General features: G+C 38.4%; 12 protein-coding genes and 2 pseudogenes. 12 read left to right on the top strand and 2 right to left on the bottom strand.

Annotated features, from left to right (window positions below):
- Positions 1–505: 505 nt before the first annotated feature.
- Positions 506–1237 carry a UpxY family transcription antiterminator gene (locus tag DWV53_RS08925; RefSeq protein WP_117695445.1) on the top strand — a complete coding sequence of 244 codons (732 nt, stop codon included), beginning with the start codon at positions 506–508 and terminating at the stop codon, positions 1235–1237.
- Positions 1238–1449: 212 nt separating this feature from the next.
- Here the strand turns inward: DWV53_RS08925 and DWV53_RS08920 are convergent, their stop codons facing one another.
- Complete coding sequence (locus DWV53_RS08920) at positions 1450–2739, bottom strand: IS1380-like element IS612 family transposase (protein WP_118153016.1); 1290 nt, start codon at positions 2737–2739, stop codon at positions 1450–1452.
- Between the two features lie 140 nt (positions 2740–2879).
- Here DWV53_RS08920 and erm(G) point away from each other — a divergent pair, with 140 nt between their 5' ends.
- The 8 genes and pseudogenes from erm(G) to DWV53_RS08880 form a co-directional block, all read left to right on the top strand.
- Entirely contained in the window at positions 2880–3614 is a 735-nt protein-coding gene (gene erm(G), locus DWV53_RS08915; protein WP_008144450.1) for a 23S rRNA (adenine(2058)-N(6))-methyltransferase Erm(G), read from the top strand.
- Between the two features lie 533 nt (positions 3615–4147).
- Positions 4148–4333 carry a hypothetical protein gene (locus DWV53_RS08910; protein ID WP_007897431.1) on the top strand — a complete coding sequence of 62 codons (186 nt, stop codon included), beginning with the start codon at positions 4148–4150 and terminating at the stop codon, positions 4331–4333.
- Positions 4326–4580 (top strand): DNA cytosine methyltransferase, encoded by a 255-nt coding sequence (locus DWV53_RS08905; RefSeq protein ID WP_007897429.1) that lies wholly within the window; start codon positions 4326–4328, stop codon positions 4578–4580. Before DWV53_RS08910 ends, DWV53_RS08905 begins: the two co-directional genes overlap by 8 nt.
- A gap of 22 nt (positions 4581–4602) precedes the next feature.
- Entirely contained in the window at positions 4603–5472 is an 870-nt protein-coding gene (locus DWV53_RS08900) for a nucleotidyltransferase domain-containing protein (RefSeq protein ID WP_117695717.1), read from the top strand.
- Positions 5453–6193 carry a class I SAM-dependent methyltransferase gene (locus tag DWV53_RS08895; protein WP_117695716.1) on the top strand — a complete coding sequence of 247 codons (741 nt, stop codon included), beginning with the start codon at positions 5453–5455 and terminating at the stop codon, positions 6191–6193. The genes DWV53_RS08900 and DWV53_RS08895 overlap by 20 nt, the downstream gene beginning before the upstream one ends.
- Positions 6194–6230: 37 nt before the next feature.
- Positions 6231–6725, top strand: a complete 495-nt coding sequence (locus tag DWV53_RS08890; protein WP_117695715.1) for an HD domain-containing protein — start codon at positions 6231–6233, stop codon at positions 6723–6725.
- 197 nt (positions 6726–6922) lie between these two features.
- Complete coding sequence (locus tag DWV53_RS08885; protein ID WP_117695714.1) at positions 6923–8071, top strand: transposase; 1149 nt, start codon at positions 6923–6925, stop codon at positions 8069–8071.
- Positions 8072–8248: 177 nt separating this feature from the next.
- Positions 8249–8497, top strand: a pseudogene (locus DWV53_RS08880) (DUF1016 N-terminal domain-containing protein); the annotation flags it as partial.
- On the opposite strand, the pseudogene DWV53_RS08875 reads toward DWV53_RS08880, so the two are convergent.
- A pseudogene (locus DWV53_RS08875) lies at positions 8474–9631 on the bottom strand (IS1380 family transposase); the annotation flags it as partial. The pseudogenes DWV53_RS08880 and DWV53_RS08875 overlap by 24 nt on opposite strands.
- Positions 9632–10086: 455 nt before the next feature.
- Here DWV53_RS08875 and DWV53_RS08870 point away from each other — a divergent pair.
- The 3 genes from DWV53_RS08870 to DWV53_RS08860 are packed head-to-tail and all read left to right on the top strand — an operon-like array spanning position 10087 to position 14237.
- Complete coding sequence (locus DWV53_RS08870; protein WP_181976521.1) at positions 10087–11556, top strand: serine/threonine protein kinase; 1470 nt, start codon at positions 10087–10089, stop codon at positions 11554–11556.
- Positions 11557–11569: 13 nt separating this feature from the next.
- On the top strand, positions 11570–13354 hold the full coding sequence (locus DWV53_RS08865; RefSeq protein WP_117695712.1) for a WG repeat-containing protein: 1785 nt from the start codon (positions 11570–11572) through the stop codon (positions 13352–13354).
- A gap of 10 nt (positions 13355–13364) precedes the next feature.
- Complete coding sequence (locus DWV53_RS08860; RefSeq protein ID WP_117695711.1) at positions 13365–14237, top strand: PP2C family protein-serine/threonine phosphatase; 873 nt, start codon at positions 13365–13367, stop codon at positions 14235–14237.
- Positions 14238–14545: the final 308 nt, after the last annotated feature.

Genomic DNA, 14545 nt, shown 5'->3' with positions numbered 1-14545 from the left:
TTGCAATCGGACTGTATTTGCTTGACCGCAGTTGTCACTGTTAGACGTGTTCTTTCAAGATAACCGAGTCGGCAGCCTACGCCGTGCTGAGTGTAGTGAAGTCACTTATCTGACATATCTATACAAAAGCGGACATTGGGTGGGATGACAGTCCAGACATATTGAAGGCGTTTATCGACGCTTTGTTCTTGACACATCGAAATCTTGCAAACTTCCGATATTATAGTCATGAACATAGCCAACGGTAGATGTCCCGGGTGTGATTATATCTATCCGTGGAGTACTGTGTATACTCATATTGTATCTTATTGGGTGCGATGTTGATGTGTACATCTGTTTCTGCATGGAGTTTATATATTCATATCGGCGTGGGCTCTGACGTTGTCTGTTCAACTATAATAGGCAATGCAAGAGCCTCGATGTGTGGGATGGACAACAGGACGATCTCACGCTTTTTTATGTCGGAATTTAACGGATTTCTGTCTAGAAAAAAGTTAGCACCGATATGAAAGTCGATGAATGGACATCAACAGATGTACACACCCCAGGAGGCGGTGAACTCCCTCCTTGCGCTGGACTTACCTCCAACGCCCTCCCCGAAGCTCAAAGCACTATTTCCGCAGAGAGTTCACAAACAGGGGTGTCCACCAGAAATGCACATATAGCAAGTAAGTCAAAAGCTCAAAAAGAGATAGACGTTCCCCATTGGTATGCCTTACGCACCACTTATGGTAGAGAAAAAAAGGCATACGACTATATGACAGCCAAAGGCATTACGGCTTTCTATCCAACTACCAGTGTTGTAAAACTTATAAAAGGTAAGCGCAAAGTTGTTACCGTATCACGTTTGCCGAACATTTTCTTTGCATACGGTACAGAAGAAGAAGTCAAAACTTTTGTTTACGACAACGTAAATCTCCCATTCCTTCGTTTTTATTATCGGCACATCCATATTGGTCGCAAGATAGAAAAGACACCAATGATAGTTCCCAACTATCAGATGGATAGTCTTAAAATTATCTGTGCTGCTGATGTGGACAATACCATCGTGACATTAGATGAAGTACCAAAGTTTGAAAAAGGACAATTGGTGAGAGTTATTGATGGCGCATTCAAAGGAGTTATTGGGAGGGTCGCAAGATGGCAAGGGCAACAGAGAGTAGGTGTTGTGGTGGATGAATTGGTAACTGTTTGTACAGCTTATGTGCCAAGTGCCTTTTTGGAAATTGTAGAATGATTATTCATATTCAACGCAGAAATGATGAACAAAAAAATTGCACCTAAAATCCGCAACTATCATCCAATACACGATTAAGGGTAGATTTATGAGTCGTTAGTAGCAGCTTTCAGTAAAAAGCAACAGCACAACATCAATATGTAGCCACCATCCCCTTACCCCACGATGCGACTTGAGGTAATACGCAGATTCAAACCGGAAAGAAAGGATTCTTATCCGAATTCTGTTTTGAAGGGTTTTGCATAAGCGCGGTTCTCTGTGTAGATATTCAGCACGTATTGCCTTGCAGTCATGATCCACTTGGCAGGTACGGAGATGAATCTGAAGACAAAAGCCTTTATGCGACTCGTTTTCTTGAGCCCAAAAGCCTTGGTGTCAAGCCTGCTCATGATGGTCTTGTAGAAATTGTGTATCAATGCAGTAAGCAGAAGAAAGACAGTATTCTCCGCCATGAATGACTTGGGGAGCCTGCTCCAACCGAATCCGTTGTTCATGTCGTCAAAGATACGTTCCTTGCCGCCACGCAGATTGTAGAATTCAACAATGTCCCTTGTCGATGACTTGTAATCGTTGGTCAGAATACAACGGTAAGTGTATTCGCCTTCCCATAGGTCAAGGTCGCCACTGTTGCGTCTTTGTCTCTGGATGACAAGACGATAGCACTTGCCTTCCCATTTCTCAACGAGAATGGAATTGAGTTCGAACTGGATGCCGTTAATCTCCTCCGTCTTCCATCCTCTCAGAGCAAAGATGTCATTGTAGAGCGAACTGCATCGGTTGGCACGGATGTAGAAATGTTTGCAATGCTTCTCTATCTCACTGACGATTTCCTTCGAGCAGGAACCGCAGTCTGCCCTGAAGCGATTTACACGGATGTTCTGGGATTCCAGAAGAGCGAAGAATCTCTTATGGGTGTCTGCCTGATGAAAACGCACATTCGTGTTGCCATCGCTGTTCTCGATATAGACTATCTTGTCACCGATAACATATACGCCAGGCCTGTAGCCGAGGAACTTTTTGTAGGTCGGTTTTGCATCATACTTCTCCGTTTCAAGAAACTGATGGTCAAAGTCAACATCGTATTCCTCAATTTCCTTCAACTCGCCTGTAGAAACCAAAGCGTTTATAAGCAATGTGTTGAGTTTGTCTGCAGTATTGAAATCATAGGTCTTGCCTTGGTCGGAAGTATAGGAGATGTTTTCCTGTGTTAGTTCCTTGATGGCTCTGAGGATGGTATCAGAGCTGCATGTACGAAGGGTAGGATGATACGAGAGATGGCGCATCAGTTGTGACGTTACGTCTTCCACGCATGAGCCGCCACAGAAATAAACGCTCATCAGCGAACGGACTATCTCGCTGAACTGATATCCGATGATACTGCGGCATCTCTGACCCAGTGTTGAGTCGATAACGGGTGAAAGCATGGAGTCAAATTTCTCCATGATTGAAAAAAATCCTCCAAAAGGTGTGAGTTTCTCAGATTTTATTTGTGCCTTTGCCATGCCTTGTTACGATTTTCGCTTGTTTTCTAATTGCAACACTAAGATAAGTGAAAAATCTGACACGGCAAAATCCTGGGCAACTTTTTGTTGCTCAGGAACTTATAAATTAATTTAAATCAAAGTGTTGCGGAATTAAGGTAATGAACAAAGTAAATATAAAAGATAGTCAAAATTTTATTACTTCAAAATATCACATAGAAAAAATAATGAATTGCATAAGTTTAGATGAAAAAGATAACATCTTTGAAATAGGTGCAGGGAAAGGTCATTTTACTGCTGAATTGGTAAAGAGATGTAATTTTGTTACGGCGATAGAAATTGATTCTAAATTATGTGAGGTAACTCGTAATAAGCTCTTAAATTATCCTAACTATCAAATAGTAAATGATGATATACTGAAATTTACATTTCCTAGCCACAATCCATATAAAATATTTGGCAGCATACCTTACAACATAAGCACAAATATAATTCGAAAAATTGTTTTTGAAAGTTCAGCCACAATAAGTTATTTAATAGTGGAATATGGTTTTGCTAAAGGGTTATTAGATACAAACAGATCACTAGCATTGCTGTTAATGGCAGAGGTAGATATTTCTATATTAGCAAAAATTCCTAGGTATTATTTCCATCCAAAACCTAAAGTGGATAGCGCATTAATTGTATTAAAAAGAAAGCCAGCAAAAATGGCATTTAAAGAGAGAAAAAAATATGAAACTTTTGTAATGAAATGGGTTAACAAAGAGTATGAAAAACTGTTTACAAAAAATCAATTTAATAAAGCTTTAAAACATGCGAGAATATATGATATAAACAATATTAGTTTCGAACAATTTGTATCGCTATTTAATAGTTATAAAATATTTAACGGCTAAAAACAATAGGCCACATGCAACTGTAAATGTTTAGTTATAGGTAGGGTAGCATAAGTTAAAATGCTATTCTGCCTTTTAAAAGTATGGTATACATTCCAGAGAGAGATTGGATATGTTCCCGTATACCGATAGTGCCAAAAGCGAAGTGGATATGTTTCCGAGAACGGACGTACTCAAATGACATTCATTCTGTCCTCTCAAGCCATGTGGAGACGGTATGTCTACTGTCACGGAACAAGTAAAAAAGTACAGAAATAGGCTTAAAATAAGGGATTCCGAGAGATTTGCCGATTTTGGCAGTCTCCTGGGATCCCTTTTTTCGTGTTTTGACAATAGCGTCATAGTCTGCCTTTTGATAGGTTGAGACAAGAAACTACTTTTTTGACGATTGAGACAATAGGACTATTGTCAGGTTAAAGTCCGTTTTTTGGTACAGATGGCTTGATATTATTATACTGTCCAGAGTAGCAAACCGATTGACCTTAGACTAAAAATAGGGTAAAATTAGTCCATCACTAGAAGGAGAATGGAATATGGATGAGAGAATATACTTAGACACCTATCTTTTGCAGCAGGACATGCGAGTTCGCTTGCCGAAGTCGGTAATCTCCAATTTAGGGGTCGAAAAAGGAAAAACAAAGTTTGATATTTATTTGGACTCAAAAGAGCATTGCTTAATATTTAAAATCCACGATGAGGAGAAGTCTGAAAATGAGTAAAAAACTTATAGCCGTTTCCCTGTTTACCGGAGCCGGTGGCATGGATGTAGGCTTTGAACGACCCGGGATTAAGGTTGTATTTGCAAATGAGGTTATGAAAGAAGCAGCTCAGACTTATATACTGATTGATTTCCGTGCCTTCTATGGCTTGGATAAATTTAGCTTGAAGCAAATCGACCAGTATGTTTGGCAGATCGGGAAGGATTACTTCCCGAAGAACTACGGAAAGAAAGTATTTTGTCTTTAATCGATAAAAGGAGTGTGTTCGTATGGTAGATAATGTAATTCAAATAGTAACAGAGAAATTATCTTCTTTGCCTTGCATAGAAGGAATTGTATTAGGGGGCTCACGTGCAAGAGGCACCCATACAGAGGATTCTGATATAGATATCGGAATCTATTACAATTCAGAATCATTTGACCTGACAGCGATTAATCAAATTGCTACAGAATTGGATGATGAGCATAGAAACGACCTTGTTGTACCTCCCGGAGCGTGGGGTGATTGGGTTAATGGCGGCGGATGGTTAGTTATAAACGGGTATCATGTTGACTTGATTTTACGTGATATAAAACGGGTGGAACAAATAATCAAAGATACGGAGCAAGGAATTGTTACTGCCAATTATCAGACTGGGCATCCCCATGGTTATATAAGTGCTATGTATCGTGGAGAATTGGCGATCAGCAAGATACAATATGCTAAGAATGAAAGCTTATGCGAATTAAAAAAACAGGCAGAAACTTATCCCAATGCTTTGCAGAAAAGTTTAGTTAACTTTTTTATGTTTGAAGCAGGGTTCTCTTTAATGTTTGTAAAAGCAAATTCGGGAACAGACGATAAATATTATATTGCGGGTCATGTTTTTCGTATAGTTTCATGTTTAAATCAAGTGTTATTTGCATGTAATAATGCTTATTGTATCAACGAAAAGAAAGCTATAAAACTGCTTGAAACTTTTGAACATAAACCTGAAAAATATACCGAGAAGGTAAATCATATTTTTGAAGTACTCGGTATCTCACTTTTTGAATGCTACGACATGACCGAGAAGCTTTATAAAGAAGTGAAAAAAATTGCAACGGAGATAAATAACTTTTTAAACGAGGGGAATTCAGATGAAAGAAAACAAATATGATGATAATATATTTTTTCAAAAATACAGTCAAATGAGTCGCTCGCAGAAAGGACTGGCTGGTGCGGGAGAATGGGAGACTTTGAAAAAGATGCTACCTGATTTTAAGGGTAAGCGTGTGCTTGATTTAGGATGCGGCTATGGATGGCACTGTATTTATGCGATGGAAAACGGTGCTTCCTCTGTTGTAGGTGTTGATATTTCTCATAAAATGCTCGAGGTAGCCAAAGAAAAAACACATTTTCCACAGGTTGAATATAAATGCTGTGCTATAGAAGATGTGGAATTCCCAGAGGAGAGTTTTGATGTAATATTAAGTTCACTTGCGTTTCACTATGTAGCAGATTATGAGATTTTAGTAAAAAAGATATATAGAATACTGAAGTCTGGTGGTAAGCTAGTTTTTACGGTTGAACATCCTGTTTTTACTGCTCATGGAACACAAGACTGGTATTATAACGAAAAAGGAGAAATACTGCATTTTCCGGTGGATAATTATTATTATGAGGGCAAACGGACAGCTGTGTTTTTGGGAGAAAAGGTTACAAAATATCATAGAACACTGACCACATATCTAAATACACTGCTTTCAAATGGTTTTATAATAAATCAGATTGTGGAGCCGCAGCCGCCGGAAAACATGATGGATATTCCGGGGATGCAGGATGAAATGCGCCGTCCCATGATGCTGATTGTATCGGCCAACAAAAAAATGGATAGATAAAACGAAAACACCTATAAGGTATAAATGGAGGTAATTTATGTTTAAAGAAAAAATTATTATAGAGATGAAAGAAGTATTCAAAGAAATTCCTTTTGGCATAGATCATACTCTTAAAGTTTTGAAAAATGCAGAAGATATAATGAACGGAGAAAATATCGGAGAGGAAGAAAAAGAATTCATCAGTATTATTGCTATACTACATGATATTGGTGCGGTTGAAGCACAAAAAAAATACGGTTCTATTGATGGTGTCTATCAAGAAAAGGAAGGACCAGCAGTAGCGAAAGAAATATTAAAAAAGGTAGGCTATAACAAAAATATTGATAGAATATGCTTTATAATAGGCAACCATCATACTCCATCTAAAATTGATGGACTTGATTTTCAAATACAATGGGAAGCTGATTTGCTTGAAAATTTAACGGTTATGGATAAAGAAAAAGAACAGGAAAAGATAAAAAAGTGTATAGGTGAAAACTTTAAAACAAACACAGGAAAAAGGATAGCTTATAATCGCTTTATTTTAGATTAGTAGTAGATTATTACAGTTATGTATTTTCAATACTTCGGAAAACTTTTATAGAAAAGAGTCCGGACAGATACTTTGAGTTCGTATAGTATAGGATATGATATGGTGTAATGGAAGGCAAATGGGTTGATTTATAAAGGAGAATTGGCCGACGCAGCCTGTGCTTATAGTTTTATGGTGACAAACAAATACAAAACCATATGGCACAGGACATTATCGACCAACTCAGTTCCCTTGTAAGCGAGTTTATCACCCGCACCACCGCAAAAGTACGAAAAGATTTTCGAGAAATCCTAATCACCATCTTAATTCTACACATTTCGCTCCCTGGGCGAATCAACTTTACTCAGATGGGACGGTTCTCAAATAAATCAGAGCGCACCTATCGAAATAGATTCGAGTGTGAGTACGACTGGGGAAAAATGAACATGGAATTGGCAAAGAATATGATTAATCGTTCGAAACAGAAGAGGTTAGCGGTCGTTGTAGACGCCTCGTTCTTGGGCAAGGCCGGTAAAAAGACACCGCATGTAGGCTTGTTTTGGAGTGGGGTCAACCAAGCTGTTAAGCATGGCATAGAACTTCATTCCTGGGCCATCGTGGATGCGGATTCAAGGGAGTGCGTAACCATAAAGGCCTATCAGAGCCCATCACCGGAGGAGATGAAAAAGAAGGAACAGACACGTAACGAGATGTTTCTTGAACAGTTGGATGACTTGGATAAAGAATTCAAGGAGCTGCAAACAGATGTCCTTATCGGAGATGCCGCCTACGCTAACAGCAGCTTTGTCATAGGCTGTATCAAACGAGGCTACAAGGTGGTAAGCCGTCTCAAGAAGAACACGAGACTGTTCTCGCTTCCTGAAGCCCCGGAGAAGCCGAAACGGGGAAGACCACGTGTGAAAGGCGACAAGTTAGACATAGCGAACCTACCTGATAAAGAGTTTATTAAGTTTGATACAGGTTATGAGGATATGGAGGCGTTTGAGGGTCTGGCTTATTGCCAATCGCTCAAACGAGTCATCAAGCTCGTTGTTGCAGTCATTAGCAAAAAAGAGCGCAAGCTGTTTTTCTCTACCGACGTGAATATGTCTGGAAAAGACGTAGTTGATTTTTACCGATCTCGTTTCCAAATTGAATTTACGTTTCGCGATGCGCACATGTACACTGGTCTCGGTCACTGCGAGGCTCGGAGCGCCGCAAAACTGAATTTCGCCATCAACGCATCCCTGTGCACTGTCAACGTCATGAGAGAATACATCGCACAAGAGAATCTTGATATCTCCATCGGTCAGTTAAAGGAGATAATCACCCGATTATCAATGTTTAAACTATTTTCTGATAGGTAGGGTATGGACTATAAAGAGATAATAAATAGGGTCGGCTTAAGCTCAATTATTGATCCACAAGGGCTTGTTGCATGACCTATTTGACTATATTTTCCGAAGTATTGAACTATAAAAGTATCAATTAGTCTCATAGATTACCACCATTGAAGTATATTTGTATTCTGAAAATATCATAAGATGATTAACAACGGACATAACATAGAAAAGACGAACTTTGACGCATTTATAAATGCTGTCGGTTCGGAAATACAACAGGCACAAGTACGGCTGATTACCGCAGCCAATGCACAAATGTTGTTCCACTATTGGAAAATGGGCAACTATATTCTCTATCACCAGCAACTGCACGGATGGGGAAGCAAAACCATCAAACAGTTGGCAAAGGCTATCCGGCTGAATTTTCCTGAAAAGAAAGGCTATTCGGAACTTCTTTACGTCAAGCCTCTGGATGATGGCCTTGTAGAAATTGCGGATAAGTGCTGTAAGAAGAAGGAACACGGTGTTCTCTGCCATGAAGGATTTGGGCAATCTGGACCATCCGAAACCATTGTTCATGTCATCGAAGATGCGCTCCTTTCCTCCGCGGAGGTTATAGAACTCGACAATCTCTCTTACGGAAGGCTCGTAGTCGTTGGTCAGGATGCAGCGGTATGTGTATTCTCCTTCCCAGAGGTCAAGCTCACCGTCCATCCGTTTCCGCCTTTGAATCACAAGCCGGTATGTCTTGCCTTTCCACTTCTCTACAAGAATGGAATTCCGCTCAAACTCAATGCCGTTGATTTCTCCCCTCTTCCAGCCTCTGAGAGCGAAGAGGTCATTGTAGAGCGAACTACAGCGGTTGGCACGGATATAGAAGGCCTTGCAGTGGGTGGCAACCTCTTCCACGATCTCTTCAGAGCACGAGCCGCAATCAGCTCTGAAACGATTGATAACAAGATTGTTCTGTTCAAACCTTTCGAAGAATCTCTTCAGCGTGTCCTTCTGATGGAAACGGACGTTTGTGTTGCCGTCGCTGTTCTCAATGCCGACAATCAAATCTCCAATAACCGCCACACCTGGTCGATAACCAAGGAACTTCTTGTATGTATGCTTTGCATCATATTTCTCTGTTTCTATGAACTGGTGGTCGAAATCAACATCATACATCTCACCCTCTTTCAGCTGACCAGATGCAAACATACAATTGAGCAGTAAGGTATTGAGGGTGTCAGCCGTATTGAAATCGTAGTTCTTACCCGTATCTGACGTGTATGAAATGTTCTCCTGCGTCAGTTCCTTTATCGCTCTGAGGATAGTGTCAGAGCTGCAGGTACGAAGTGTCGGATGAAGCGAGAGATGGGGCATCAAATGAGTTGTGACATCCTCAATACATGAGCCGCCACAGAAGTAGATGCTCATGAGAGAACGGATGATTTCGCTGTATTGATAACCATACAGCCTGCATCTTAGACCGAGGGTTGTGTCAATTACATATGACAATGTGGAGTCAAATTGCTCCATCATTGCAAATATTCCTCCAAAAGGAGTGAGTTTCTCAGATTTTATTGCTTTCTTTGCCATGTCTGTCGGGTTTGATACATATTTTGATTTGCAACACTAAGATAGGTGAAAAATCTGACATGACAAAATCCTGAGCAACTTTTTGTTGCTCAGGTACTTAAAAAGTTATATTTATAATAGTGTTGCGGAATTAAGGTAAATGAGAACTATTGGAGTAATGTGAATAATATTCTTACATGGCTGAAGTCTAAATATATTTTAAACAAGCAAGAAAGTAGCAGTACTCAAATGGTGTTCTATGATAAATTGAACCGAATGAAAATTGTTTTTGATGCATCTGGCTTTGTTTCTTATACCGATAGTGAGCAAAGTCCATTTACTCCAGCAAGTTCTTCGTATAATGCTATTGGAGTAAAAGCAAAAAAGTTCCAAGTAAAATTTGGGTATTAAATGATCTGTGATTGATTATGAGGGTGTGTCGTAAATCCATGACACACTCCCATTATAATAAAAATATGATTGATATAGAAAACTTTTCAAAATCAAATAAACTTTTCGATGGACACTACCAATTATTACGTCCATTAAGTACCGATGGCGGTACTGCTGATGTATGGTTGGCAATAGATGTAAACACAGTAGATGTATCTGTTGAGGAGGACGAAAAATCGATAGACCAAGACACAGGAATGCTTGTGGCGATAAAGATTTATCGTCCAAAGAACGCCTTGGATATTGATGGTGAGCAACGATTTCGAGACGAATATAAAATAGTCTATGAGTGTCGCCATGAGAATCTACTTCAGCCAACAAACTTCTCGATATTTGAGGGAATTCCTTATTTGGTTTTACCTTACTGTAAATATGGATCGTCAGAGCAGCTAATAGGCAAAAAACTCTCTTTAGATGATATTTGGAAATTCATCTTTGATGTTTCATCAGGATTAAACAGATTACATACAAACGAGCCAAGCATCATCCATCAAGACATAAAACCTGCGAATATCCTTATAGATAATTCGAAGGATTACGCCATCACGGATTTTGGTATCAGTTCAAAACACAACGGTACTCACAACTACTATTATGACGACGGTAATAGCGGAACGATGGCTTACATGGCACCTGAAAGATTTCAAGAGGGTGCAGAGCCAATGTGTCAAAGCGATATATGGGCATTCGGTGCTACATTATATGAAATTCTGACTGGCAATGTCCCATTTGGAGAAGAAGGAGGCAGGTTTCAAATGGAAAATCATGCTCAACCTCCACAGAACAATAACATACCATCGGATATACAACGTTTGATAACCGATTGTTTATCACTTGAACCAGGAAATCGTCCTTCTGCTAATTCCATAAAAGAAGCAGCATTAGCGAAACATTACCCAATAAAATCAAAACGTAAACTCATTTGGTTTTTAGGAGGCATTGGAGTTTTTATAATTTGCATGTTGTTTTTTATACTTCCCTCAAAGCCAACAGAAACACCTCAAATACCTGTTGAAAAAGTGTATGATGACGCTTTAGCTGATCTGAAAAGTGATAATGCTACTATTGTAAAACGTGGCATATCATTGATGGACAGTTTAAGTAATCAGCGATATATACCAGCAATTTACCAAATGGCATACACTTATGGATGGTACATTGAGGATGAATCGCTAAAAAGAAAGAAAGTGTTGGGCATAGAAGTCTTTAACAACGAGAAAGACGGCTTATACTTACCAAAGATTGACAGATATAGCAATGAAGCATTAGCTTTGTTCTCTAAAATATTAGAATTGAATGATTCAACTTTTGCAGAAATAAATGCACAAGCGGCATATAGACTTGCTTGCTATTATGTAAATCCTAATCAAATAATCAAGCCTAACATGGCTAAAGGGAAAAAATATTTGGAACAATCAAAAGAATGGGCAGAGCTGTCAAATGACACTACCCTTCTTTTCAAGATAAAACAATCACTTGAGACTTTTAAATAATAAATCCAGAAATATGAAAAGAATATTACTTGTTTTTATGCTTTTTTGTGGCTATATCAGCTCAGATGCACAAATAGCAAAATGGTTAATACCTCCTTTATATGATAAAATCTCATTGGTCAGCGGAATTGATGCGATAATGACAGATTCTACCGACATAAAAACAGTTTGGACATATTCAGGTAAGAGACTTATAACCTCAAAAGACGATTTATTCCCTTTTAAGGAAGGATTATCATTGGCTTTAAAACGTGGTACAGCTTCTATCACCACTATATATAAAGAAAATGGAGAGTCTGTAAATGTCAGTGGATGCAGTGTTGCTCATGCCTTCCCATATTACTCTAATGGGAAACTTCTTGTCTTGCAGGGGTATGATTATAAATATATAGACTCAAATGGAGTAATCCTGTCTGGAAGTTATGCAAATGCTTATCCTTATTATAATGGCTATGCAGCTTGTGACACATATTTGAATATGGAAAAGAAAAAGGATATTGTGCATTTGCTTATAGACAACAATGGAAAACCTTGTAAATTTTCTTTCCAAGGGAAAGAATTTGATACAGATGACGTACAATTTGTTTCGTCTGTTAACGACGAGGATATTGCCATAACTGTAATAAAACAGAGAGTTTATTTCTATAATGCCAAAGAAAAGAAGTTGACTCCCGTCATGATAAAAGATGTACAATCTCCTAACCTTAAAGAACAGGCTAAGATAACATCCGATATTAGTCAATGCTTTTTGCAGAATGTAGACTCCACATATACTTTAACTGCAAAATGTGGGAAAAGCGATGTCGTGTCTATCGTATTTGACATAATGAAACGTCCTCAGTACATTAAGAGAAATGATGTGGAACACTATTATAAGAATATAAAGGAAGAAACAAAATTACGAAATTCCGAATTGAAAATAACCAAGGAAGGTGGTTTGATAGGTCTATATTGGAATAATGGAAAAGAAATTCTACCACCACAATTTGAAGAGGTCATTTCTTGCTTTGACAACAAGGCATTAGTAAGGATAAAAGGAAAGGTGGGAATGTTGGAAATTCTAAAGGATGAGACTTTTAAATTGAAAATGAACAAAGGCGATGATTTAGCCTTCAGACATCAAAAATTTGAAACTAATATTCGTGCTGACTTCCCAACATTTCTAAATGCAAATAAGGTAAATATAGAAATCAATAATCAAACAGGATGTGATATTGATAAGACATCTAAGGAAAGTAAGAATACAGAAAGTGGAAATTATGTTCAATACAACTGTGTTCTTAACATTCCGGCAGATTTGCCTGATGAACTAACAACGATAGAATATCCTGTTACGATATTATATGAAGGGATAAAATCTTCCACAATACCATTTAAAGTAAACGCATGGCATTATAAGTATTTTGTTGTGGATATAGATGATTCACAAACAGCGTTGGAGAATGGAGCGGTTTCTTTTGTTTTCAATATTAATGCAGAAAGAATAGCAAGTGACGGTGTATATCCAACGACGGTGAACATACTTACAGATTCGCTTACTTATGAGTATGAAAAAATGTCAGAGGTTCGCCATAAATGCAAGGTTCATTCATTAAGGGAAGGTGTCAACAATATTGTTGTTCAAATTGTGGAACAAGGATGTCCACCAGCATCTTTCCCATTTGAAGTTGAATATCATAAACCTGTTGCAAGAAGTAAAAACAAGCCAGCAGAAAAGGAGAAAGTTACTATCAAGAAAAAGGAAAGAACTCCGAAACGTGTCATTGAAAACGAAAGCAGACCACGAGTCATTATGTAATAAACTTGCTATGAAGATAAATGTTAGTTCTGTATGCGATATAGGTATAGAGCGTACAAACAATGAAGATGCTGTGGGCTTTTGCTTTGATTTGAAAAATCATTTGTGGAATCAAAGTTCCACAAATGATTATATTCCACTACCTACCGAAGGAGCTGTATTCGTAGTTGCAGATGGTATGGGAGGAGCCAATGCCGGTGAAATAGCATCAAATTTGGCAATACAAAGTATTAAAGATTCACTTGGAAAAGATGGATATGAAATGCATAATATGACAAAAGAGAGCATATACTCTTTTCTAAAAAAAAGCATTGTGAAAGCAAATCAAGCTATACTTGAATATGTAACCCATTCGCCTGATTCTATAGGTCTTGGAACGACAATAGTGCTGGCATGGATATTAAATGGATATGTATATATAGCGTGGTGTGGTGATAGCAGATGTTATTGTTTTAATCCTAATAGTGGACTTCGATTGCTAACCAAGGATCATTCGTTGGTGCAAGAGTTGATTGACAAAGGTGAGATTAAATGTGAAGAAGCATTTAACCATCCAGACAATAATATAATCACCAGATGCTTGGGAGATGTTGATGCAGATCCAGAGCCTGAAATTCTCACTTATAAGATTTGCGAGGGGGATATTTTCTTGCTCTGTTCTGACGGTTTGTGTGGGTATTGTAAAGACTCCTTGATTGAGAAAACGATGTATAGAAACTATAAGAATATGGAACTGTGCCAAAAAGCATTATTGAAAAATGCACTTGATACAGGTGGACAAGATAATATTAGTATTGTATTGTGTGCAACACTACCTTTGAATAGTACAAAATGTAGGGTTGGGTTAAAGGGTAAAATCAAAAAGTTTTTAGCAAAATTATAAAACATTCAATTGACACATTTTATGAAGGATGGCAAGAGTTTAATGCTTGCCATCCTTTTTTCGTTTTGGCACGGACTTGTCTGAACAGCGACATGAGGTAATATGCCATTACAATAAAATTCCCACAAGCCTCTGTTGCCAAGAAGTTTTTTGTGACAAAATCATCTGAAAATATCACTCCAATGGTACCGTTGTAGCGGTCGGATGGTACCGATACCAAATATCCGCTACACACGCTGTCAAAGGACGCCATGGTGAGTGCGCTACAAGGTTCCCTAAGTTAGCGTGATTTTCCTCCTACTCGATTT

Source organism: Segatella copri (assembly GCF_003465495.1).
GTDB classification, from domain to species: Bacteria; Bacteroidota; Bacteroidia; order Bacteroidales; family Bacteroidaceae; genus Prevotella; species Prevotella copri_G.
Note: the sequence above shows the minus strand (reverse complement) of the source record. Positions and strands in the feature narration are given on the sequence as shown.